At 73.2% G+C, this 20,137-nt stretch carries 25 protein-coding genes and 1 riboswitch; of the genes, 4 read left to right on the top strand and 21 right to left on the bottom strand.

Annotated features, from left to right (window positions below; genetic code table 11):
• Nucleotides 1-4 precede the first annotated feature (4 nt).
• Complete coding sequence (pyrR, locus tag ACIPLC_RS26440; protein ID WP_400475500.1) at nucleotides 5-652, bottom strand: bifunctional pyr operon transcriptional regulator/uracil phosphoribosyltransferase PyrR; 648 nt, start codon at nucleotides 650-652, stop codon at nucleotides 5-7.
• Between the two features lie 330 nt (nucleotides 653-982).
• On the opposite strand from pyrR, the gene ACIPLC_RS26435 reads away from it, so the two are divergent.
• Complete coding sequence (locus ACIPLC_RS26435) at nucleotides 983-1,486, top strand: transcriptional regulator (protein WP_031072501.1); 504 nt, start codon at nucleotides 983-985, stop codon at nucleotides 1,484-1,486.
• 124 nt (nucleotides 1,487-1,610) lie between these two features.
• On the opposite strand, the gene ACIPLC_RS26430 is transcribed toward ACIPLC_RS26435, so the two are convergent.
• The 10 genes from ACIPLC_RS26430 to rpmB form a co-directional block, all read right to left on the bottom strand.
• Nucleotides 1,611-2,552 (bottom strand): hypothetical protein, encoded by a 942-nt coding sequence (locus tag ACIPLC_RS26430; protein WP_400475499.1) that lies wholly within the window; start codon nucleotides 2,550-2,552, stop codon nucleotides 1,611-1,613.
• A 220-nt stretch (nucleotides 2,553-2,772) separates the two neighbouring features.
• Nucleotides 2,773-3,600 carry a thioesterase family protein gene (locus tag ACIPLC_RS26425; protein ID WP_400475498.1) on the bottom strand — a complete coding sequence of 276 codons (828 nt, stop codon included), beginning with the start codon at nucleotides 3,598-3,600 and terminating at the stop codon, nucleotides 2,773-2,775.
• Nucleotides 3,601-3,760: 160 nt separating this feature from the next.
• On the bottom strand, nucleotides 3,761-4,198 hold the full coding sequence (gene nusB, locus ACIPLC_RS26420) for a transcription antitermination factor NusB (RefSeq protein ID WP_063346766.1): 438 nt from the start codon (nucleotides 4,196-4,198) through the stop codon (nucleotides 3,761-3,763).
• Between the two features lie 4 nt (nucleotides 4,199-4,202).
• Nucleotides 4,203-4,766 (bottom strand): elongation factor P, encoded by a 564-nt coding sequence (efp, locus tag ACIPLC_RS26415; RefSeq protein ID WP_400475497.1) that lies wholly within the window; start codon nucleotides 4,764-4,766, stop codon nucleotides 4,203-4,205.
• A 79-nt stretch (nucleotides 4,767-4,845) separates the two neighbouring features.
• A complete protein-coding gene (locus ACIPLC_RS26410; RefSeq protein ID WP_400475496.1) occupies nucleotides 4,846-5,958 on the bottom strand; it encodes a M24 family metallopeptidase in 1,113 nt (370 codons plus the stop codon).
• An 89-nt stretch (nucleotides 5,959-6,047) separates the two neighbouring features.
• Nucleotides 6,048-6,221: a 50S ribosomal protein L32 gene (gene rpmF, locus ACIPLC_RS26405; protein ID WP_400475495.1), complete on the bottom strand. Its 174-nt coding sequence runs from the start codon at nucleotides 6,219-6,221 to the stop codon at nucleotides 6,048-6,050.
• A gap of 10 nt (nucleotides 6,222-6,231) precedes the next feature.
• On the bottom strand, nucleotides 6,232-6,468 hold the full coding sequence (rpsR, locus tag ACIPLC_RS26400) for a 30S ribosomal protein S18 (RefSeq protein WP_400475494.1): 237 nt from the start codon (nucleotides 6,466-6,468) through the stop codon (nucleotides 6,232-6,234).
• Between the two features lie 12 nt (nucleotides 6,469-6,480).
• Nucleotides 6,481-7,638, bottom strand: a complete 1,158-nt coding sequence (locus tag ACIPLC_RS26395; protein WP_400475514.1) for a CobW family GTP-binding protein — start codon at nucleotides 7,636-7,638, stop codon at nucleotides 6,481-6,483.
• A 14-nt stretch (nucleotides 7,639-7,652) separates the two neighbouring features.
• Nucleotides 7,653-7,958 carry a 30S ribosomal protein S14 gene (gene rpsN, locus ACIPLC_RS26390; RefSeq protein ID WP_400475493.1) on the bottom strand — a complete coding sequence of 102 codons (306 nt, stop codon included), beginning with the start codon at nucleotides 7,956-7,958 and terminating at the stop codon, nucleotides 7,653-7,655.
• Nucleotides 7,958-8,194, bottom strand: coding sequence for a 50S ribosomal protein L28 (gene rpmB, locus ACIPLC_RS26385; protein WP_400475492.1), 237 nt, complete (start codon nucleotides 8,192-8,194; stop codon nucleotides 7,958-7,960). Before rpmB ends, rpsN begins: the two co-directional genes overlap by 1 nt.
• A gap of 125 nt (nucleotides 8,195-8,319) precedes the next feature.
• On the opposite strand from rpmB, the gene rpmG reads away from it, so the two are divergent.
• A complete protein-coding gene (rpmG, locus tag ACIPLC_RS26380; protein WP_400475491.1) occupies nucleotides 8,320-8,484 on the top strand; it encodes a 50S ribosomal protein L33 in 165 nt (54 codons plus the stop codon).
• 114 nt (nucleotides 8,485-8,598) lie between these two features.
• On the opposite strand, the gene ACIPLC_RS26375 is transcribed toward rpmG, so the two are convergent.
• The gene (locus ACIPLC_RS26375; protein WP_400475490.1) at nucleotides 8,599-9,711 is read right to left on the bottom strand and encodes a HoxN/HupN/NixA family nickel/cobalt transporter; all 1,113 of its coding nucleotides are present in this window, start codon (nucleotides 9,709-9,711) and stop codon (nucleotides 8,599-8,601) included.
• Between the two features lie 31 nt (nucleotides 9,712-9,742).
• Nucleotides 9,743-9,957, bottom strand: a riboswitch (cobalamin riboswitch).
• A gap of 81 nt (nucleotides 9,958-10,038) precedes the next feature.
• On the opposite strand from ACIPLC_RS26375, the gene ACIPLC_RS26370 reads away from it, so the two are divergent.
• Entirely contained in the window at nucleotides 10,039-10,422 is a 384-nt protein-coding gene (locus ACIPLC_RS26370) for an ArsR/SmtB family transcription factor (RefSeq protein ID WP_400475489.1), read from the top strand.
• Between the two features lie 112 nt (nucleotides 10,423-10,534).
• On the opposite strand, the gene ACIPLC_RS26365 is transcribed toward ACIPLC_RS26370, so the two are convergent.
• The 8 genes from ACIPLC_RS26365 to mltG (ACIPLC_RS26330) form a co-directional block, all read right to left on the bottom strand.
• Nucleotides 10,535-11,344, bottom strand: coding sequence for an Fpg/Nei family DNA glycosylase (locus ACIPLC_RS26365; protein WP_400475488.1), 810 nt, complete (start codon nucleotides 11,342-11,344; stop codon nucleotides 10,535-10,537).
• A 104-nt stretch (nucleotides 11,345-11,448) separates the two neighbouring features.
• Nucleotides 11,449-12,336, bottom strand: a complete 888-nt coding sequence (locus ACIPLC_RS26360; protein ID WP_400475513.1) for an AAA family ATPase — start codon at nucleotides 12,334-12,336, stop codon at nucleotides 11,449-11,451.
• An 85-nt stretch (nucleotides 12,337-12,421) separates the two neighbouring features.
• Complete coding sequence (aroQ, locus tag ACIPLC_RS26355) at nucleotides 12,422-12,850, bottom strand: type II 3-dehydroquinate dehydratase (RefSeq protein ID WP_360345620.1); 429 nt, start codon at nucleotides 12,848-12,850, stop codon at nucleotides 12,422-12,424.
• 8 nt (nucleotides 12,851-12,858) lie between these two features.
• Nucleotides 12,859-13,950 carry a 3-dehydroquinate synthase gene (gene aroB, locus ACIPLC_RS26350; RefSeq protein ID WP_400475487.1) on the bottom strand — a complete coding sequence of 364 codons (1,092 nt, stop codon included), beginning with the start codon at nucleotides 13,948-13,950 and terminating at the stop codon, nucleotides 12,859-12,861.
• Complete coding sequence (locus tag ACIPLC_RS26345) at nucleotides 13,943-14,464, bottom strand: shikimate kinase (protein ID WP_400475486.1); 522 nt, start codon at nucleotides 14,462-14,464, stop codon at nucleotides 13,943-13,945. Before ACIPLC_RS26345 ends, aroB begins: the two co-directional genes overlap by 8 nt.
• Complete coding sequence (aroC, locus tag ACIPLC_RS26340; RefSeq protein WP_400475485.1) at nucleotides 14,461-15,645, bottom strand: chorismate synthase; 1,185 nt, start codon at nucleotides 15,643-15,645, stop codon at nucleotides 14,461-14,463. Before aroC ends, ACIPLC_RS26345 begins: the two co-directional genes overlap by 4 nt.
• Nucleotides 15,646-15,853: 208 nt before the next feature.
• Complete coding sequence (locus tag ACIPLC_RS26335; protein WP_400475484.1) at nucleotides 15,854-16,684, bottom strand: shikimate dehydrogenase; 831 nt, start codon at nucleotides 16,682-16,684, stop codon at nucleotides 15,854-15,856.
• Nucleotides 16,685-16,718: 34 nt separating this feature from the next.
• Nucleotides 16,719-18,185, bottom strand: a complete 1,467-nt coding sequence (mltG, locus tag ACIPLC_RS26330) for an endolytic transglycosylase MltG (protein WP_400475483.1) — start codon at nucleotides 18,183-18,185, stop codon at nucleotides 16,719-16,721.
• Nucleotides 18,186-18,191: 6 nt separating this feature from the next.
• Between mltG (ACIPLC_RS26330) and ACIPLC_RS26325 the strand changes: the two genes are divergently transcribed.
• Complete coding sequence (locus tag ACIPLC_RS26325; protein ID WP_400475482.1) at nucleotides 18,192-18,665, top strand: hypothetical protein; 474 nt, start codon at nucleotides 18,192-18,194, stop codon at nucleotides 18,663-18,665.
• Nucleotides 18,666-18,812: 147 nt separating this feature from the next.
• Here ACIPLC_RS26325 and mltG (ACIPLC_RS26320) read toward each other — a convergent pair whose 3' ends face one another.
• Nucleotides 18,813-20,084 carry an endolytic transglycosylase MltG gene (gene mltG / locus ACIPLC_RS26320; protein ID WP_400475481.1) on the bottom strand — a complete coding sequence of 424 codons (1,272 nt, stop codon included), beginning with the start codon at nucleotides 20,082-20,084 and terminating at the stop codon, nucleotides 18,813-18,815.
• Nucleotides 20,085-20,137: the final 53 nt, after the last annotated feature.

Below are 20,137 nucleotides of genomic sequence, written 5' to 3'. Positions count from 1 at the left end.
CGGGCTACTCCGGGAGGTGCGGTTCGGACGGCTGGGAGGCCGGGGCCTGTGAGCTCTGCTCATGGCGCGCAGGGCGCGCCGCGGCGGTGTAGCCGCGGTCGCCGACCAGCACGGCGTCCACGCCGTCGCTGTCGGACAGGCGCACCTGCACGGCCTCGCGCAGCGAGGTGGGGAGGTTCTTGCCCACGTAGTCGGCCCGGATCGGCAGCTCGCGGTGGCCGCGGTCGACCAGGACGGCGAGCTGGACGGCCCGCGGGCGGCCGATGTCGTTCAGCGCGTCGAGCGCGGCCCGGATGGTGCGGCCGGAGAAGAGCACGTCGTCGACCAGGATGACGAGCCTGCCGTCGATGCCGCCGGGCGGGATCTCGGTGTGCTCCAGGGCGCGGGCGGGCTTGAGCCGCAGATCGTCCCGGTACATGGTGATGTCCAGGGTGCCCAGCGGGATCTCGCGCCCGGTGATCTGGGCCAGCCTGCCCTGAAGGCGGCGGGCGAGGTGGACGCCCCTGGTGTGGATGCCGAGCAGCACGACGTCCTCGGCGCCCTTGGCGCGCTCGACGATCTCGTGCGCTATCCGGGTGACGACCCGGGCGATGTCCGTGCCGTCCAGCACCTGGTGCGGCGGCCGCGGCGTCGAATCTTGGTGTGTGGTCATGCCGAAGCGGACCTCCTTCCCCGCCTCACTGGACGGGCCTTAAAGGATGTCTGGGACTGCCCCCGCCGACCGGGCGCGGGCTTCGAACCATCCTATCAGCGGGCCGGGACGCAACCGGACGCCCACCATTCCGCTTCGCCGGGTTAACGCTCCGGACGCGCCGCCGATGCGGGCCATTCGCACGACTGCCCCATTCGGCTTGACGCAGCTACCTTACTCTACGTAACCTCACAGTGAGTTACGAGAGGGACGTCGAACCCACCGGTAACGGCGTCGGCAATCACCCGTGACCCACCACTGAACGCGAAGCAATCTCGTCCGGGGAGATCAATGTCCAGCGACTACGCGAAGCAACTCGGAGGCAAGCTCCGAGCGATCCGCACTCAGCAGGGTCTCTCCCTGCACGGTGTCGAGGAGAAGTCCCAGGGGCGCTGGAAGGCAGTCGTCGTCGGCTCGTACGAGCGCGGCGACCGTGCGGTCACCGTGCAGCGGCTGGCCGAGCTGGCCGAGTTCTACGGCGTCCCGGTGCAGGAGCTGCTGCCCGGCGGCACCCCCGGTGGCGCGGCCGAGCCGCCGCCGCGCCTGGTGCTCGACCTGGAGAGACTGACCCAGGTCCCGTCCGAGAAGGCCGGCCCGCTGCAGCGCTACGCGGCGACGATCCAGAGCCAGCGCGGCGACTACAACGGCAAGGTGCTGTCGATCCGCCAGGACGACCTGCGCACCCTGGCGGTCATCTACGACCAGTCGCCGTCGATCCTCACCGAGCAGCTGATCTCCTGGGGCGTGCTGAACCCCGACGCGCGCCGTGCGGTGCGCGAGGAGGAGGCGAGCTGACGCTCGCCGCACCGGCTCCCGTCGGCCCGGTCCGCGGTCCGGGCCACGCCCGGGGCCGTGCAGAAACGTCACGGCGCGGCACCCCGCATCCCGGGGGCCGCGCCGTCGCGCGTCCACGACCGGCTCAGCAGACCGTCCCCAGGCTGTAGCCGGGCTGCGCCGCCACGCCGTCCAGCCGCACCGGCCGGGCCGCCGGCGCCCAGTCCTGCCCGCCGCTCGACCAGGCCCAGGAGGCCGGCAGGAAGGGCTCGTCGGCGGCTCCGCCGCGGGCCCCGCGGGCCGCCGCCGAGCCCTGCGAGCCGTGCAGCACCGCCACCCCCGGCAGCTCCAGCGCCAGCCCGGCGCACAGCACCGCGCAGACCAGGTCCAGGTCCTCGTCGTTGATCCGGACCACGCCGTCCTCCCACTGCAGCACCCGGGCCGCAGCGGTCAGCCGCCCGCCCGGTGCGTCCACCCGCAGCCGCAGCTCGTACACCCCGGCGCCCGCGCCGACCAGCATCCGGCGGAACACCTCGGCGCCGCGCTGGCGGGCGGCGCGCACCCAGCGGGCGTGCTCCTCGTCGACCTCGCCCGCTCCCCCGGACAGGCCGCCGTCCAGCAGCAGGTCGGCGTGGCAGAGCGTCAGCCCGTTCTCCCGGGCCCGGACCAGCCGCGGCACGAAGTCCCCGGCCAGTTCCTCGCCCTGATAGGCCAGCAGCTGGGTCTGCAACGGCGGGTTGACCAGGTAGCGGTCGCGGGCGACCGGCTCGGCCGGGTCCAACCCGTGCAGCACGCAGAACTCCGCGAAGTCCTGCGGGTGGAACATCCGGGCCCGCACGGTGTCGAAGCGCTCCAGGGCGTCGGCCAGCAGCTCGGCGGTCTCGGCCAGGTAGTGCTCGTGGTCGGCGGCGTTCGACAGCCCCCAGGCGCGGGCCCGGGCGAAGTCGGCCGCGTTGGTCAGGACCCCGATGACGAACGCCTGCTCGGCCCCCTCGGCCCGCCGCCGCCGGTGCGGCGCCCGCGCCGCGGGCCGCGGGCCGCGGGTGGTGCAGTCGGAGTTGCGGCGGGCACGGCCGTTGCGGCTCATGCGCCCACCTCGCTGCGCTCGGCGGGGGCATGCGCCCATGCGCGCCTTTCAACGGTTCGCTCGCTGCGCTCGCTCACGGGTGGCTCCTGGCATCGACGGGTGACCGTCGGCGGGTGACGGTCAGCGGCCGGCTCGCCGCTGACCGTCTATCTCCCCACCCCCGCGCGCCGCACACGTACGGCGTGTCACAGGAATGTAACCGACGGTAAGACGATGTGATTCACGCCTTTCGCGGCACCCGGGCCAGCTGGCGGGACTGTGCGACCAGGCGGCCGGACTCGTCCCAGACCTCGGCGTCCTCCTCGAAGTACCCGCCGGCCAGGTTGCGGGTGGCGTGGGTGACCCGCAGCCAGCCCGGGACCGGCCTGGCCCGCAGGTGGACGGTCAGTTCGACGGTCGGGGCCCAGCCGGGCATGCCCAGGTCGAAGGTCACCGGCGGCAGCGCGTCGGCGACCAGCAGGAGCAGCAGCGGGTCGGGCTCGCGGCCGTCGGCGAGCCGGAACCAGCCCTGGATCCGCCCGTTGCCGGACGGCTGCCCGAGCGCCCAGCCGATGGTGGCCGGGTCCAGCCGCAGGTCGAAGCGCTCCAGCAGCTCGGCTTGGGCGACCAGCTCCCTGGGCGCGTGCTCGACGCCGATGCACTGGTCCGGCGGCGGCAGCTGCGGCGGCAGGGCGCTGGTGCGCACCTCACCGTCGGCGGTGGCGAGGTCGCCGTGGCTGGCGATCACCCGCAGCCGCTCCACGCCGTCCTGGCTGAGCGAGGCGGTGCCGGTGGAGAGCCCGCGGCCGGTGCGCAGCACCTCGGTGCGGACGGTGGCCGGGCCGGGCGTGGAGGCGGACAGGTAGTAACCACTGATCGACACCGGGTCGGGGTGGTCGCCGTGCTCCAGCGACAGCGCGTGTCCGGCGACGGCGAGCAGCAGCCCGCCGTTGACCCCGCCGCCGATCTGCCAGCCGGCGCCGAGTTCGGCCTCGTAGCGGCCGGGCTCGTCAGGGTGCCGGGTCAGGGCGATGCCCTGGTCGAACTCGCTGCGGGTCGCGGTGGTCATGGGGGGTGGCCTGCCCTTCACTGCGGGTCTCCGAACGCCAAGTTACTGGCGAGTAGGGCACCACCTTACGCCGCCCGGGTGAAACGCGCGACGGCCGCCGGACCCGGAATCCGGGTCCGGCGGCCGTTCTGCGGTTGCCACCACCGCCGGCGGTCGGGACCTACCGGCGGATGCTCGGCTTCAGCTCCAGGAAGCGGGCGAGCAGGCCGTTGACGAAGGCCGGGGAGTCGTCCGTGGAGAACTCCTTGGCGATCTCCACGGCCTCGTCCAGGACGACCGCGTCCGGGACGCCGTCCTCCCAGATCAGCTCGTACGCGCCGAGCCGCAGGACGTTGCGGTCCACGATCGGCATCCGGTCGAGGGTCCAGCCCACCGCGTACTGCGAGATCAGGTCGTCGATCCGGCGAGCGTGCTGGACGTACCCCTCGATCAGCTCCATGGTGTACTCGCCGACCTGCGGGGTGCCCTCGTCGGGCTTCGGCTCACGGGCGCGGGCCACCCAGTCGGCGAGGACCCGCTGCGGGTCGACCCCGCGGTGGTCGGCCTCGAAGAGGATCTGGAAGGCCCTGGTACGGGCCTTGCTACGTGCGGCCGACACGGACTTACTTCACCCGGCCGAGGTAGCTGCCGTCGCGGGTGTCGACCTTGATCTTCTCGCCGGTGACGATGAACAGCGGCACGGCGATCTCGGCGCCGGTCTCCAGCGTGGCCGGCTTGGAGCCACCGGTGGAGCGGTCGCCCTGGACGCCGGGCTCGGTGTGGGAGATCAGCAGCTCGACGGAGGCCGGCAGCTCGATGTACAGCGGGGCGCCCTCGTACATGGCGACCAGGGCGTCGAAGCCCTCCAGCAGGTACTTGGAGGCGTCGCCGACGACGGCGGGCTCGATCGTGACCTGGTCGTAGGTGTCCGTGTCCATGAACACGAAGTTCTCGCCGTCCTTGTACGAGAACTGCATGCCGCGCTTGTCGACGCTGGCGGTCTCGACCTTGGTGCCGGCGTTGAAGGTCTTGTCGACGACCTTGCCGGTCAGGACCTCCTTGAGCTTCGTGCGCACGAAGGCCGGGCCCTTGCCGGGCTTGACGTGCTGGAACTCGACGACGGACCAGAGCTTGCCGCCCTCCAGCTTGAGGACCATGCCGTTCTTGAGATCGTTCGTGGAAGCCACGGGCGCACTTACTCCTGGATATAGCTGTCAAGGAACCAAGGTTTGCGTCCTGCCGCCGACGGCCGACGGGCGGCCGCGGTCACAGGGCGAGGAGCTCCTTGGTGGTGATGGTGAGCAGCTCGGGCCCGCCCTCCTCTGGGGGGCGCACCACGAGCGTGTCCTCGATCCGGACACCGCCCTTGCCCGGGAGGTGGACTCCTGGGCCGACGGTGACCGGCACGCGGCTGTCCAGTTTACCCATGTCCGACGGACCGAGGCGCGGCGCCTCCCGGATCTCCAGTCCGATGCCGTGGCCCACCGGGTGCGGGGACGCCTCGGCGTGGCCGGCCGCCTCCAGGATCTGCCGCGCGGCCCGGTCGGGCACGTACTGCTCCACACCCGGCCCGAGCGCCTCCCGGGCGGCCCGCTGGGCCCGGAACACCAGCCGGTGCAGCTCCACCTGCCAGGGCGCGGGGGCGGCGCCGATCACGAAGGTCCGGGCGGTGGAGACGCCGTAGCCCCGGTACTGGGCGCCCATCACCACGGTGAGGAAGTCGCCCTCCTCCACCCGGCGGTCGGTCGGCTGGTGGGCGGGCTGGCCGGAGTGGCTGCCGGTGCCGACGGACACCGGGTAGGCCGCCCGGTCCGCGCCGTGGTCGATCATCCGGCGCTCCAGCTCCATCGCCAGGTGCCGCTCGGTGCGGCCGACCAGGATCGACTCCAGCAGTTCGCCGAGCGCCTGGTCGGCGATCTCGGCGGCGATCCGCAGGTCGGCGATCTCGTGCTCGTCCTTGACCACCCGCAGCCGCTCGACCACCTGCCCCAGGTCGGCCAGCCGGGCCCCCTCCGCCAGGCTCGCCACCGCCCGGTGCCGGCTGACGGTCAGGTCGTGCTCCTCCACCGCCAGGTCCGCCACGCCCAGTCGCGCGGCGGCACCGGCCGCCGCCAGGGCGGTGTCCACCCCGGCCGACACCGGCACCGGCACCTGGGTGACGTCCGCCGCGATCAGGTGCTCCCCGGTGTCGTCCGCCGGCAGATCGTCCGGCAGCGCCAGCAGCACCCGCTCCCGGGTCAGCAGCAGCGTCGCCCCGCAGGGCGCGCAGCCCGTCAGATACCGCACGTTCGCCGCCCGGGTGATCAGCGCCGCATCGGCCCCGGCCGCACTGCAGTGCTCCCTCACCCGCTCCCGCCGACCCGCGTACGCATCAGACATGCGTCGAGCCTACGAACCCCCACCGCGATCCGCCCGCCGAGCACCACCGACAGGGCGCGCCCCCACCCCCGCACGCCCCCCTGCGATCGCTACGCCCCCTCCGGTTCGATCAGGCCGCGGCGGTAGGCGGGGACCAGGTTCCGGGGGACGAGCAGCTCACGGCCGTTCAGGGTGATCGGGACGAGCTTCGGGGCCTCGCCCTTCCACTGGGCACGGCGGTGCCGCGTGTTGCTGCGGGACAGCTTGCGCTTGGGGACGGCCATCAGGGGCTCCTTATCGGGTGGTGCCGGAGGCGTACGGGAGGAGGGCCGTCTCGCGGGCGTTCTTGACGGCCCGGGCCACGGCACGCTGCTGCTGGACGGTGAGCCGGGTGACGCGGCGGCTCCGGATCTTGCCGCGGTCGGAGACGAAGCGCCGCAGCAGGTCGGTGTCCTTGTAGTCGATGTACTCGATGCCGGTCGCGAGCAGCGGGTTGGGTCGGGCCTTGGGCGGATTCAGTCGATTACGCACAGTGACGATCCTTCAGTGAACGGGGTCGAGCAGGTCCCGGAAGGCATCCGGGAGGGCCTTCCAGCCGGGTTCGCCGGCGGCGAGTTCGGCGTCGGTGAGCAGGCAGGAGTCGAGCAGCCCGGTGACGCCGTCGACGTCCAGGCCCTCCGCGGTGAAGCTGAGCTGCTGCACCCGGTCGCCGTGCAGGGGGTGCCAGTCGAGGGCGGCGGCGGCGCGGCGGGCGGGCGGGTAGAGGTCCCAGGCGGCGTCGGGCAGGGAGGTGAGCCAGGGCCCGCACTCCTCGACGGCGAGGTTGGCCCCGGCCGCGTCCCAGCCGAGCATCAGGTCGGGCCGGTTGGCCAGCCAGAAGCGGCCGCGGCTGCGCTGGGCGGCGGGGACGAGCAGTTCCAGCGCCCGGTGCAGCCGCTCGGGGTGCAGCGGTCGGCGGCGCTCCCAGACCAGTGTGGTGACGCCGGCCTCGTCGCCCTCCTGCGGGAGCAGCGCGATCGCCGGGTTGACCCGGTCGCGGGCGGCGGCGACGTCGAAGCCGCCGAGAGCGGCCCGGGTGAGCGCGCCGGTGCCGAGCCGGACGACCCGGGCGGTCGGGTGGAGCTGGCGGAGCAGCGCGAGCCCGGGCGCGTGCGCCGTCGTCCGCGGGACGGCGAGGGTGGTGGCGTACTCGACCTGGTGGGCGAGCGCCTCCGCGCGGGTCCGCCGGTCCTGGACGGCGGTGTGCTCGCCGTGGTCCACCAGGTCATCGGAGACGGAGAGTTCGCCGATCAGCCGGTCCGGGTCGACGGCGGTGACCACCCCCGCGAGTTCGACGGCGTCCGCCAGGTGGCGGCCGTCCGCCTCTCCCCCGGCGATCACCTCGACGGCCGGGTGCGGGTCGCTGCCGCCCCACAGTTCGACGATCGCGAGCCCGTACCGGCCTTCGTCGGCGATCCGCAGCAGTCGCGGCAGCAGGTCCTCGCGCAGGGCGCAGCAGGGGCAGTCGTTCACCAGCGGGACGTCGGCGGCGTCGAACCCGCCTCCCGCGTCGCGCAGTTCGCGGTGGACGACGCCCTGCGAGGCCTCCCGCAGGTCGTGGTGGAGGACCACCGCGTCCACCGCCGCCGCGGCCAACTCCCGGACGGCGGCGCGGCGTTCGTCGGAGTGCAGTCCGGCAACGACCACCACGGGCAGTTTGATCCCGTCCACGCCGCTCACCAGCTGGCCTTGCGGACGCCGGGCAGGTGGCCGGCGTGGGCGTGGACGCGGAGGTTGACCCGGGAGAGGCCGAAGGCGCGCAGATAGCCGCGGGGGCGGCCGTCGACGGCGTCCCGGTTGCGGATCCGGGTGGCGCTGGCGTCGCGGGGCTGGCGGGCGAGTTCGGCCTGGGCGGCGGCACGCTCGGCGGGGGCGGTGCCGGGGTGGGCGGTGATCCGCTTGAGCTCGGCGCGGCGCTCGGCGTACCGGGCCACGACGGCGCGGCGCCGCTCGTTCTTGGCGATCTTGCTCTGCTTGGCCATCAGACCTTCCCCCCTCGGGCGCGGATGCGGGCGACGGCGGCCTCGACGCCGATCGCGTCGATGGTGCGGATGCCCTTGGCACTGAGCGTGAGCCGGACGTACCGGCCCTCGCCGGGCAGCCAGTAGCGCTTGTGCTGGATGTTGGGGTCGAAGCGGCGGCGGGTGCGGCGGTGCGAGTGCGAGATCGCGTTGCCGAAGCCGGGCCGGCGGCCGGTGAGTTGGCAGTGGGCGGACATGGGTGCTCCCTGGTGTCCGGGAATGGGCGGGACGGAGCTCACGTTACACCAGATGAAAATGACTTCCATTTCGGTGTACGGTTTCGCCCCGGCCCCGAACACCCCGCCCACCCGGGAGGACACCCATGGCCCGCAGTGAACTGCGCCCCGTCGTCAAGCTCCGCTCCACCGCCGGCACCGGCCACACGTACGTGACCCGCAAGAACCGCCGCAACGACCCGGACCGGATGGTCCTGCGCAAGTACGACCCGGTCGCGCGCCGGCACGTCGACTTCCGCGAAGAGCGCTGAACCCCGCCCGCCCGACGACCGGCACCGACCCGCAGCGACGAAACGGCGCCTCCCCCCGGGATCCCGGGGGGAGGCGCCGTCGCTGCTCGCTGCCTTCGCTGATCGCAGCCGTCGCTACTCGGCGGCCGCCCAGCGCTTCTCCACCCGGGCCAGCTTCCAGTAGGCGATCGCCGCGGCCCAGACCACCACGAACAGCCCGGCGATCGCGTAGCCGACGTTGTCCAGCGAGATGCCCGCGATCCAGCCGGTGACCGGGTCGGTCAGGTCGAGCTTCTCGTGCAGCACGCCGACCAGTTCGATGGTGCCGATGACGAAGGCCACCGCGATCGACAGCCCGGTGATCGTCAGGTTGTAGTACACCTTCCGGACCGGGTTGGCGAAGGCCCACTGGTACGCGAAGTTCATGAACGTCCCGTCCAGCGTGTCGAACAGGCTCATCCCGGCCGCGAACAGCAGCGGCAGGCAGACGATCGCGTACCAGGGCAGCCCGGCCGCCGCGCCCGACCCGGCCATCACCATCAGGGTGACCTCGGTCGCGGTGTCGAAGCCCAGCCCCAGCACCATGCCCACCGGGAACATCTGCCCGGGCCGGGTGATCGACCGGGTCGCCCGGTTCAGCACCCGGGCCATGAAGCCCCGCGAGTCGAGGTGCTCCTCCAGCTGCGCCTCGTCGTACGACCCGGCCCGCATCGCCCGGAACACCTTGAGGATGCCGAGCAGCGCGGCCAGGTTGAGCGCGCCGATCAGGTAGAGGAACGCGCCGGAGGCCGTCGTGCCGACCATCCCGAGCCACTTGTGGGTGGTCGAGTCGTCGTCCATCAGCGTGCTGGCCAACTGCGCACCGCCCGCCACCAGGGCGGCCATCAGCACCACCATCGAGGAGTGCCCGAGGGCGAACCAGAAGCCGACCGAGACCGGGCGCTTGCCGTCCGCCATCAGCTTGCGGGTGGTGTTGTCGATCACCGCGATGTGGTCGGCGTCGAAGGCGTGCCGCATGCCGAGGGTGTACGCGGTGATCCCCAGGCCCACGCCGAAGACCTGGGTGCCGACCGCGTAGTTGTGGGGCGCGACCAGGAACACGAGCGTTCCGAAGGCCACCACGTGCATGGCCAGGATCACCCCCATCAGCCCGGCCGTGCGGATGGTGTCCTCGCGCTTCCAGCGGAACGTGGGCAGCACGGGCGGTGTCGCCGGCGCCTCGGCGGCGGCGGTTTCGGGCATGGTCATCTTCGGGTCACGCTCCAGCACCTCGTGGAAACACTTCGTGAGATGCCGTGGCCGGTCTCCTGGCTTACGGGGATCCCGTACCCGCCTTCCCAGGTGCGCGAGGCACCCAGTGGCGTCGTGGGTACGGACGTCTCTCCGTCGTCGACGATCACGACGGCCCGATCACAGTGGCGAGGGCCGCTCCGGACTGGGACCCCTGAGGATCCGTCACCGGTCTTCCCGAGCACCACGGCGGGGAACACCGTAGGGGCCAGGACCCACCCTTGCAAGGCTGCGCACCCGCGCAGGTGTCCAGGATCACAGGCCCCCTCCTGCAACAATGTGCGCATGCATCTCGTACCGGCCGACCGCGCGGGCCACCGCACCATCGACGGACACCGGGTCTGCGAGGCCATCGCCGCGATCGGCGACCCCGCGCATGTCCGCACCTGGGCCGAGCGGTTCTCCCTGCTCGCCGACCCCGGACGGCTCGCCCTCCTGCTCGCCCTCCACCGGGCCGGCCCGCTCGCCGTCACCGATCTCGCCGTCGCCACCGGCATGCGCGACCCCGCCGTGTCCCAGGCCCTGCGGCTGCTCCGCACCGCGGGCGTGGTCACCGGGGACAAGGACGGGCGCATCGTGCGCTACCGGCTCGTGGACGAGGCCCTGCGCCCCCTCCTCGACGCGTGCGCCGCCGCCGAACACCACGAGCCCAGCGCGGCAACCGGCTGACCGGCTCTCCCGGAGGACGGGCCCGGCCGGGTGTTCGTCGACGGCCGGAGGGCGTCAACCCCGTGGTGGCGGTGGGCGGTCGGCCGGTTGCCCGGCGAAGCGGCGAACCCGGTCAGGCCGCCTGGCAGGCGGGGCACCAGAACAGGTTGCGCGCGGCGTGCTGCTCGGTGCGGACGTCGGTGCCGCACACCAGGCAGGGCATCGCGGCCCGCCGGTAGACGTACACCTCGCCGCCGTGGTCGTCGACCCGCGGCGGGCGGCCCATCGCCTCGGGCGTGTGCTCGGGGCGGACGGTGTCGATCCGGCCCGCGCCGACGCCCTCGCGCATCAGGGCGGCCAGGTCGGCCCAGATCGCGTCCCATTCGCCCCGGGTGAGGTCGCGGCCGGCGCGGTGCGGGTCGATCCCGTGGCGGAACAGCACCTCGGCCCGGTAGACGTTGCCCACCCCCGCCAGCACCTTCTGGTCCATCAGCAGCGCGGCGACCGTCGTCCGGCTGGCCGATATCCGGCGCCAGGCGGCCTCCGGGTCGGCGTCGGCGCGCAGCGGGTCGGGGCCCAGCCGGGCGGCGACGGCGGCCTTCTCCGCGCCGGTGACCAGCGCGCAGGTGTTGGGGCCGCGCAGGTCGGCGTAGCCGTCGTCGTTGGCCAGCCGCAGCCGGACCAGGCCGACCGGCTCGGGCGCGGGGCCGGTGCCGAAGGTGAAGCCGCCGTAGAGGCCGAGGTGGACGTGCACCCAGGCGCCCTCCTCGAAGCCGAGGAACAGGTGCTTGCCGACGGCTTCGGCCCCGGTGAGCAGTTGCCCGTCGATCGCCTTGGCCTCGTCGGCGAACCGGCCCTGCGGGCTGGACACCTCGACCGGGCGGCCACCGAAGGCCTTCCGGTTCTCGGCGGCGAGGCGGTGGATGATGTGGCCTTCCGGCACGGGCGTCAGCTCCCCCGGGGTGGTTCGACAGGACCCGTCCATCATCGCAGCCGGCACCGACACCGCCGGATCCTCGCAGGTCAGCGCACCGGCGGACCAGCAGGTCAGCGGACCGGCAGGCCCATCAGCCGGGCCAGGATGACGCGGTCCAGCTCGGCGGCGGTGCCGGCGACGTCCAGGTACGAGTTGTCGATGATCGGCAGCCCGGAGTTGTACCAGCCGGCCATCCGGCCGTGGATCCGCGCCACCTCCTCGTCACCGAGCCGCCGGATCCCGCCGCGCCGGGCGTTGCGGCTCAGCACGGAGTCCAGGCTGGGCAGCAGCACGACCGGGATCATGCCGGGGCCGATGTGCCGCTTCCAGCCGCCGAGGCCGATGGCCGGGCGGTCCGGGAAGACGGCGTCGTCGACGATGCAGGAGATGCCGTTGGCGAGGTAGTTGCGGCAGGCGAAGCCGCAGGTGCGGCGGGCCAGCCGGTACTGCGCCTCGGAGGCGTTGTTCCAGCCGGACTGCGGGTTGGCGAAGCCGGACTGCACCCACTCGCGGACGTCGTCCAGGCTGATGTGCGCGGTCGGGGTGGGCCGGCGCTCGGCCCAGTACCGGGCGACGGTGGTCTTGCCCGCCCCGGCCGGGCCGATCAGCAGGACGGCGATCGGACCGGTGGGCGCGTGCCGCTGCGGCGGGTGGACGGGGAGTTGCACGGGCGTGCCGGAGGGCAGCACGAAGTGCCCGGTGGCCCCGACCAAAACCGGCGCGCTCGGCACGGGTGCGGCCGCGGCGGGCGCGGGCGGCACCGGAGCGGGCGCGGGCGCCGTCGGAGCGGGCGCGGGCGGCACCGGAGCGACCGGAGCCGGAACAGGCGGCGCAGTCGGCGTGGGAGCGGGAGCCGGAACAGGCGGCACCGGCGGCGGCACGGCGGCCCCCGACGGCTGCGGCCCCGGCGGAGCGACGGGACGCGGCGGGACCTGCCCACCCCCGGCGTACTGCGTCACGGTCACCTCCCGAGACCTCTCAGCGGGGACACTACACGGCGGCCCGGCGGCGGGCACAGTCCGCCGCCGGGCCGCTGACCAGGCGTCAGCGCGTGGTGAGTTGTTCGGCCAGGGCGCGCAGGGCCAGCTCGTACGAACCGAGCCCGAATCCGGCGATGGTGCCGGAGGCCACCGCGGCGATCACCGAGGTGTGCCGGAAGGCCTCCCGGGCGTACGGGTTGGAGATGTGCACCTCGATCAGCGGCGCGGTGCGCTGCGCGGCGGCGTCCCGCATCGCGTACGAGTAGTGCGTGAACGCGCCCGGGTTGATCACCACCGGCACCTTGCCGTCGGCCGCCTCGTGCAGCCACTCCACCATCTGCTGCTCGGAGTTGGTCTCGTGCACCTCGACCTCGAAGCCGAACTCCTTGCCGAGCGCGGTGCAGCGCTCGACCAGTCCGGCGTAGGAGGTGGCGCCGTAGACGTCCGGCTCGCGGCTGCCGAGGCGCCCGAGGTTGGGGCCGTTGAGCACCATGACCCGGGTCACGCCGAGACCTCCGCGTAAGCGGCGACCAGCAGGGACGGGTCGGGGCCCTCCAGGACGGAGGTCTTGCCGAGGCCGTCCAGGACGATGAAGCGGATCAGGTCGCCGCGCGACTTCTTGTCGATCTTCATGGCGTCCAGCAGCTTCGGCCAGGCGTCCGCCTGGTAGCGCAGCGGCAGGCCGACGGAGGCCAGCACGGTGCGGTGCCGGTCGGCCGTCTCGTCGTCCAACCGGCCCGCCAGGCGGCCGAGTTCGGCGGCGAAGACCATGCCGATGGAGATCGCGGCACCGTGCCGCCACTTGTAGCGCTCGTTGCGCTCGATGGCGTGGCCGAGGGTGTGGCCGTAGTTGAGGATCTCGCGCCGGCCGGACTCCTTGAGGTCCCCGGAGACCACGTCGGCCTTGACCTGGATGGCGCGGCGGATCAGCTCGACGGTGTGCGGGCCGTCCGGGGTCTTGGCGCCCTCCGGGTCGGCCTCGATCAGGTCGAGGATGGCCGGGTCGGCGATGAAGCCGCACTTGATGACCTCGGCGAGGCCGGAGACGTAGTCGTGCTTGGGCACGGTCGCCAGGGTGTCGAGGTCGGCCAGCACGCCCACCGGCGGGTGGAAGGCGCCGACCATGTTCTTGCCCTCGGCGATGTTGATGCCGGTCTTGCCGCCGACGGCCGCGTCGACCATGCCGAGCAGGGTGGTGGGCATGGAGATCCAGCGGACGCCGCGCAGCCAGGTGGCGGCGACGAAGCCGGCCAGGTCGGTGGTGGCGCCGCCGCCGAGGCCGACGACGACGTCACTGCGGGTGAAGCCGGTCTGCCCGAGCACCGACCAGCAGTACGCGGCGACCTCGGCGCTCTTGGCGTCCTCGGCGTTGGGCACCTGCAGCGCGATCGCGTCGTAGCCCTCGCCGAGCAGGTCCTCGCGGATGGCGTCGGCGGTGGCGGCCAGCGCCTCGGGGTGGATGATCGCGACCCGCTTGGCACGGATGCCGATCAGCGGCGCCAGCTCGCCGAGCAACTGGTGCCCGATCAGCACGTCGTACGGGTCGTGGCCGGCGCTGCCGCCGACGTGAATCCTGACGATGGGGTCAGTCATGGGGGGTCTTCAGCTCCAGTGCTTCCAGTACGGCGTCCGCGACCTGCTCGGGGGTGCGGCCGGCGGTGTCGACGACGGCGGTGGCCACCTCCAGGTAGAGGGGCCGGCGGGCCTCCATCAGCTCGCGCCAGCGGGCCCGCGGGTTGACGGCCAGCAGCGGACGCGGGGCGTCCAGGCCGACCCGCTTGACCGCGTCCGCCAGCGGGACCTCCAGGAACACCACCGGCAGCTCGCGCAGCAGGGCACGGGTGGCCTCGGCCATCACCGCGCCGCCGCCGAGCGCCAGGACGCCGTCGTGTTCCGTGGCGCCCGCGCGCACGGCCCGGACCTCCAGCTCGCGGAAGTGCGGCTCTCCCTCGTCGATGAAGATCTCCGGGATGGGCTTGCCGGCCAGTGCCTCGATGTCGGCGTCGGTGTCCCGGAAGCCGACGCCCAGGCGCTCGGCCAGGGCCCGCCCGACGGTGGACTTGCCACTGCCGGGCGGGCCGACCAGCACGATGACCGGGACGGTCATCGGATGATCAGGTTGTCGAGGTAACCCTGCACGTTGCGGCGGGTCTCGGAGACGTGGTCACCGCCGAACTTCTCGCTCACCGCGTCGGCCAGCACCAGCGCGACCATCGCCTCGGCGACGATCCCGGCAGCCGGCACGGCGCAGACGTCCGAGCGCTGGTGGTGCGCCTTGGCCGGCTCACCGGTGCGCACGTCCAGGGTCTGCAGTGCCCGCGGCACGGTGGCGATCGGCTTCATCGCGGCGCGCACCCGCAGCACCTCGCCGGTGGTCAGGCCGCCCTCGGTGCCGCCGGAGCGGCCGGAGGTGCGCTTGACGCCCTCGGGGGTCGGGACGATCTCGTCGTGCGCCTGGGAGCCGGGCACCCGGGCCAGCTCGAAGCCGTCGCCGACCTCGACGCCCTTGATCGCCTGGATGCCCATCAGCGCGGCGGCCAGCCGGGCGTCCAGCCGGCGGTCCCAGTGCACGTGCGAGCCGAGGCCCACCGGCACGCCGTACGCGAGCACCTCGACCACGCCGCCGAGGGTGTCGCCGTCCTTGTGGGCCTGGTCGATCTCGGCGACCATCGCCTTCGAGGCGTCGGCGTCCAGGCAGCGGACCGGGTCGGCGTCCAGCCGCGCCTCGTCCGAGGGCAGCGGCAGCACACCGGCCGGGGCCTTGGCGGCGGCCAGCTCGACCACGTGGCTGACGATCTCGATCCCGCAGGTCTCCTTCAGGTACGCGCGGGCGACGGCGCCGAGCGCGACCCGGGCGGCCGTCTCGCGGGCGCTGGCGCGCTCCAGGATCGGACGGGCCTCGTCGATCGAGTACTTCTGCATGCCGGCCAGGTCGGCGTGGCCGGGGCGGGGGCGGGTGAGCGCCTCGTTGCGGGCCAGACCGGCCAGCACCTCGGGGTCGACCGGGTCGGCCGACATGACCTGCTCCCACTTCGGCCACTCGGTGTTGCCGACCATGACCGCCACCGGGCTGCCCATGGTCTCGCCGTGCCGGACGCCGCCGAGGAACGTCACCTCGTCCTGCTCGAACTTCATCCGTGCGCCGCGACCGTAACCGAGCCGGCGGCGCGCCAGCGCGTCGGCCACCACCGCGGTGGTGACCGGTACACCGGCGGGCAGGCCCTCCAGCGTCGCGACGAGTGCGGGGCCGTGCGACTCCCCCGCCGTCAGCCAGCGCAACGTACCCAACGGAGCTCCTTCATCAGCGGACCGGCCACGGCACCCGCCGGGGCCCGCCCGGGCGTGCCTTTTCCCTTGAATCCTTTCACGTCCCGATGGCACCCGGAGGTCCAGTCCGCGTGACGGACGGCAACCGGCCGGTCAGCGGGACGGTGGTCGGCGCGATTCCGGCCGCCAGAGGGCGAGTGGTCGGCACGATCCGGCCACCGGCGCGGCCTCAGCGCCCGGCGAGGGCCCTCTCGCCCGCCTCGCGCATCGCGGCCAGCGGCCCCGGCGCCCGCCCGGTGAAGGCCTCGCTCTGCAGCACCGCCTGGTGCACCAGTAGGTCCAGCCCGCCCAGGACGGTCGCCCCGCGCGCGGCGCAGGCGGCGGCCAGCGCCGTCGGCCACGGGTGGTACAGCACGTCGAACAGCGCCCCGGGCGCGGCGGGCAGCGCCTCGGCGAAGGCGTCGGTCGCACCGACCGGCGTGGTCGAGACGGTCAGCGGCTGCGCCAGCGCCTCCGCGCCGCGCTCCCAGTCGGCGGTGCGCACGGCGACGCCCAGCCGCTCGCCCAGCTCGGCCATCTCCCGGGCCCGCTCGGCGCTGCGCACGTAGACGGTCACCTCGCCGGTGCAGACCTGGGCCAGCGCCGCCAGCGCCGAGGAGGCGGTGGCCCCGGCGCCCAGCACGGCCGCGCCCGGCACCTCGGTGACGCCGCGCTCGCGCAGCGCGTTCACCAGTCCGGGGACGTCGGTGTTGTCCCCGGTGCGCCGCCCGTCGGCGGTGAACACCACGGTGTTCACCGCGTCCACCGAGCGGGCCGTCGCGCTGACCTCGTCGAGCAGCGGGATGATCGCCCGCTTCAGCGGCATGGTCAGCGACAGCCCGGCCCACTCGGCCTCGTCCAGCCCGGCGAGGAAGCCGGGCAGGCCGGCCTCGTCGACCTCGAAGCGGTCGTAGCGCCAGCCGTCCAGCCCGAGCGCCGCGAAGGCGGCCCGGTGCAGGTCCGGCGAGAGCGAGTGGGCGATCGGCGAGCCGAGGACGGCGGCCCGGTGCTTGCTGGTCAACGCTGCTCCTCCGTGAACGGCGGTGCGGTGGCGGCTACTTGGTGGTGCAGTGGAGTCCGACCTTGTCGAAGCCCTGGCCCGCCGCCCGGCAGTACGCCTCGACGTTGGCCGCGTGCTCCTTGTCCGTGTCGGCGTACAGGGTGTTGCCCGGGGACATCGCGATGAAGTACAGCCACTTGCCGTCCGCCGGGTTGAGCACCGCCTTGAGCGCGTCGTCGCCGGGGTTGGAGATCGGCGTCGGCGGCAGGCCCGGGTTGATGTAGGTGTTGTACTTGTTGGACCCGTCGTTGATGTCCTTCTTGTCGAGGTCCTTGCGGCCCAGCGAGTACTGCAGCGTGGTGTCCATGCCGAGCGTGTGGCGCACGGTGTCGCTCGCCAGCCGGTTCTGGATGGTCCTGGCCATCTTGGCGAAGTCGCCCGGGGTGTTGCCCTCGCGCTGCAGGATGCTCGCCTCGATGACCACCTCGTACGCGTTCTTGAGGCCGGCCTTGGACGCGTCGGCGTCCAGGGTCGCGTACTTGTCGGTGGCGTTCTTCACCATCTGCTTGAGCAGGTCCTCGGGCTTCATGCCGTCGGCGATGTTGTACCGGGTCGGCCAGAGGAAGCCCTCGATGTTGCCGTTCGCGTACGACGGCAGGCCGAGGCTGCCGACCTGCGCCTTGGCGATGCCCGCCGTGCTGCCCGGCGCCAGCTTCAGCTTCCCGTCGATCAGGGTGTAGATGTCGGCGGCGGTCTTGCCCTCGGGGATGACCAGCGCCGCGCCGCCGGCCCCGTTGAGCAGCTCGCTCAGCGCGGCTGCGGCCGGCAGCTCCTTCTTCAACGTGTAGAAGCCCGGCTGGATGGTCGTGCACTTCGGCTCGGCGGAGCAGACCTTGCTGAAGGCGTCGACGCTCTTGACCACACCCGCGTTCTTCAGCGCGAGGCCGATCTGCCCGCCGACCGCACCCGACTTGACCTCGACCTGGACGGGGCTGCCACCCTCGCCCGTGAAGTCCGGCGGCGGGCCGAAGCGGGACTGGTAGAAGCCGTAGCCCCACCAGCCGGCCCCACCCAGGGCGCCGACCAGCACCAGCGCGACCAGCAGGCAGGCCCCGCCGTTGCGACGGCCGGACTTCTTGCCCTGCTCCTTGCGCTTCTTCTGCGCGTCACGGGAGGCGTCCTCCTCGCCGAGGAAGCCCTCCTGTTCGGCGTGGCCGTCCTCGTCGCGGTACTCGGCGTCCTCGTGGAGGCCGTCCTCGTGGAAGCCGTCCTGGTGGCCGTCCCACTCGTCGGTCTCGGGCCCGTGCCCGCCGACCGGGTCGGCGCCGGCCTCCAGCGCGGCGGCCTCGGCCTCCCAGTCGATGCCGTCCGGGCCGGGGCCCGTGACGGGCGCGACCGGCTCGGGTTCCGGCGCCGCCCGGCGCCGCCGCCCGGGCTGCGCGCCCTGCTGCGGCATGCCCGGCTGCTGCTGCATCCCGGACTGCTGGGGCTGCTGGGGGGCCATGCCCTGCTGCTGCGCCATGCCCGGTTGCTGCTGACCGCCCGGGAACCCCTGCTGCTGATACCCCTGCTGGGGCATCTGCTGCTGGTACCCCTGCGGCGCCATCTGCTGCTGTTGCTGTTGCTGTTGCTGTTGCTGCGGATACCCCTGCTGCGGCATCTGCCCCTGCTGCTGCGGGTAGCCCTGCTGCTGCGCCATCTGCTGGGGCATCTGCTGCTGCGGATACTGCTGCTGTCCGCCCGGGAACCCCTGCTGCTGATACCCCTGCGGGTACCCCTGCTGCGGCATCTGCTGCATCTGGGGCATCTGCTGCTGCGGGTACCCCTGCTGCTGCACGTCTCCGTACGGCTGCTGGACCGGCTCGCCCTGCTGCTGGGGATACTGCTGCCACTGGCCGTCCTGCTGGCCGGGGACCGGCTGCTGGCCGCCGTACCCAGGGTCCCCGGGGTGCCACGGCTCAGAGCCCTGGGGGCCGTAGCCCCGACCCAGATCGGTCATTGATCCCCTTAACCGACGAAGACGGCCGGAGGATCGGACCGGCCGTCCGGGACGCGGTCCCGGCTGATTCTCGAACCGGCGTGCTAGCGCAGCGCCTGGGAGGAGACGTTACCGTACCGCAAACGTGCCCCCGGCAGGGCGGACGTACCGTCAGTGTCCGACCTCACCCGCCGGCGCTCCCCCGGGCGCCGACGCCGCCGGCCCGGAGGCGGGGGCCGACGCGCCGACCGAGACCGACGGCGAGGCCGAGCCGCTCGGCTTCGCCGCCCGGTAGGCGTTGAACTCGGCGACGTTGCGCTGCTGCACGTCGAAGCTGTCGGTGAAGCGGGTGTCGCCCGGTTTCACGGTGACGAAGTAGAGCCAGTCCCCCTGCGCCGGGTCCAGCGCCGCCATGATCGCCTGCCGCCCCGGGTTGGAGATCGGCGTGGGCGGCAGCCCCGGGTGCAGGTAGGTGTTGTACGGGGAGTCCAGCCTGGTGTCGGTCACCGTGGTGTTCAGGGTCGACCGGCCGAGCGCGTAGTTGATCGTGGAGTCGAGCTGCAGCGGCATGCCCTTGGCCAGCCGGTTGTAGATGACCCGCGCCACCTTGCCCATGTCCTCGGTGTTGTCGGCCTCGCCCTGGACCATGCTGGCCACGGTGACCAGGCCGTACAGGCTCTGCCCGAGGTTCTGCGCGACGACGTTCGCGTCGTCCCGGCTGAACTCCTTGCCGGCCCGCTCCACCATCTGTTTCAGCAGGTCGATCGCGGTGGTCCCGTCGGTGACGCTGTACGTCGCGGGGAAGAGGTAGCCCTCGGGGCTGCCCTTGGCGAAGTCCGGCAGGCCCAGTTCGGCGCCCTGCTCCTGGGCGGTGCGCTGGGTGGTGCCCTCCGGCAGGCCCAGCTTGCGGTCGATCGCCACGTAGATCTGGTAGCCGCGCCAGCCTTCGGGGATGGTCAGACCGTTGGCGTTGGCCGGGTCGACCAGCACGGCCAGCGCGGCCGCCGCCGACATCCGCTGCTTCAGGGTGTACGTGCCGGGCTGGATCCGCCCGGCGGCCGCGGCGCTGCCCTTGGCCGCCCGGGTGAAGGCGACCGAGCTGGCCACCACCCCGTTGCGGACCAGGGCGGACGCGATCTGGGACAGGCCCGCGCCCTCCGGCACCGAGACCTGGACGCTGCCGGTGCCCTGCCCCGCGTAGTCGACGGCGGCCGGGGGTTGGCGCTGCCCCTGGAACCAGGTGTACCCGGCGAGGCCCGCCCCGCCGAACACCGCGACCAGAGCGAGCGCGGTGAGCGCGCAGGCCAGTCCGTTACGCCGTCGGTGCGGATCCGGTGCATCGGGGCGCAGGCGGGGCGCGCCCGGGGGCCGACCCTCCGGCTCCAGCACCGGCGCACCCAGGTGCCCGGGCGTGAGCCCCGGGTGGAAGTCCTGGTCGGTCATGACCCGCGTCCCCTCGGCAGTGCCGAAACGTTCGAAAGGGGTCCGTGCGGACG

The sequence above is a fragment of the Kitasatospora sp. NPDC086801 genome (genome assembly GCF_044745805.1).
Taxonomy (GTDB): domain Bacteria; phylum Actinomycetota; class Actinomycetes; order Streptomycetales; family Streptomycetaceae; genus Kitasatospora.
Note: the sequence above shows the minus strand (reverse complement) of the source record. Positions and strands in the feature narration are given on the sequence as shown.

What these genes read in the sequence shown, in the direction of transcription:
- pyrR (WP_400475500.1), bottom strand. Translation starts at nt 652, where the DNA reads ATGACCACACACCAAGATTCGACGCCGCGGCCGCCGCACCAGGTGCTG.
- ACIPLC_RS26435 (WP_031072501.1), top strand. Translation starts at nt 983, where the DNA reads ATGTCCAGCGACTACGCGAAGCAACTCGGAGGCAAGCTCCGAGCGATC.
- ACIPLC_RS26430 (WP_400475499.1), bottom strand. Translation starts at nt 2,552, where the DNA reads ATGAGCCGCAACGGCCGTGCCCGCCGCAACTCCGACTGCACCACCCGC.
- ACIPLC_RS26425 (WP_400475498.1), bottom strand. Translation starts at nt 3,600, where the DNA reads ATGACCACCGCGACCCGCAGCGAGTTCGACCAGGGCATCGCCCTGACC.
- ACIPLC_RS26410 (WP_400475496.1), bottom strand. Translation starts at nt 5,958, where the DNA reads ATGTCTGATGCGTACGCGGGTCGGCGGGAGCGGGTGAGGGAGCACTGC.
- rpmF (WP_400475495.1), bottom strand. Translation starts at nt 6,221, where the DNA reads ATGGCCGTCCCCAAGCGCAAGCTGTCCCGCAGCAACACGCGGCACCGC.
- rpsN (WP_400475493.1), bottom strand. Translation starts at nt 7,958, where the DNA reads ATGGCCAAGCAGAGCAAGATCGCCAAGAACGAGCGGCGCCGCGCCGTC.
- rpmB (WP_400475492.1), bottom strand. Translation starts at nt 8,194, where the DNA reads ATGTCCGCCCACTGCCAACTCACCGGCCGCCGGCCCGGCTTCGGCAAC.
- rpmG (WP_400475491.1), top strand. Translation starts at nt 8,320, where the DNA reads ATGGCCCGCAGTGAACTGCGCCCCGTCGTCAAGCTCCGCTCCACCGCC.
- ACIPLC_RS26375 (WP_400475490.1), bottom strand. Translation starts at nt 9,711, where the DNA reads ATGACCATGCCCGAAACCGCCGCCGCCGAGGCGCCGGCGACACCGCCC.
- ACIPLC_RS26370 (WP_400475489.1), top strand. Translation starts at nt 10,039, where the DNA reads ATGCATCTCGTACCGGCCGACCGCGCGGGCCACCGCACCATCGACGGA.
- aroQ (WP_360345620.1), bottom strand. Translation starts at nt 12,850, where the DNA reads ATGGTGCTCAACGGCCCCAACCTCGGGCGCCTCGGCAGCCGCGAGCCG.
- aroB (WP_400475487.1), bottom strand. Translation starts at nt 13,950, where the DNA reads ATGACTGACCCCATCGTCAGGATTCACGTCGGCGGCAGCGCCGGCCAC.
- ACIPLC_RS26345 (WP_400475486.1), bottom strand. Translation starts at nt 14,464, where the DNA reads ATGACCGTCCCGGTCATCGTGCTGGTCGGCCCGCCCGGCAGTGGCAAG.
- mltG (WP_400475483.1), bottom strand. Translation starts at nt 18,185, where the DNA reads ATGGCGCAGCAGCAGGGCATGGCCCCCCAGCAGCCCCAGCAGTCCGGG.
- mltG (WP_400475481.1), bottom strand. Translation starts at nt 20,084, where the DNA reads ATGACCGACCAGGACTTCCACCCGGGGCTCACGCCCGGGCACCTGGGT.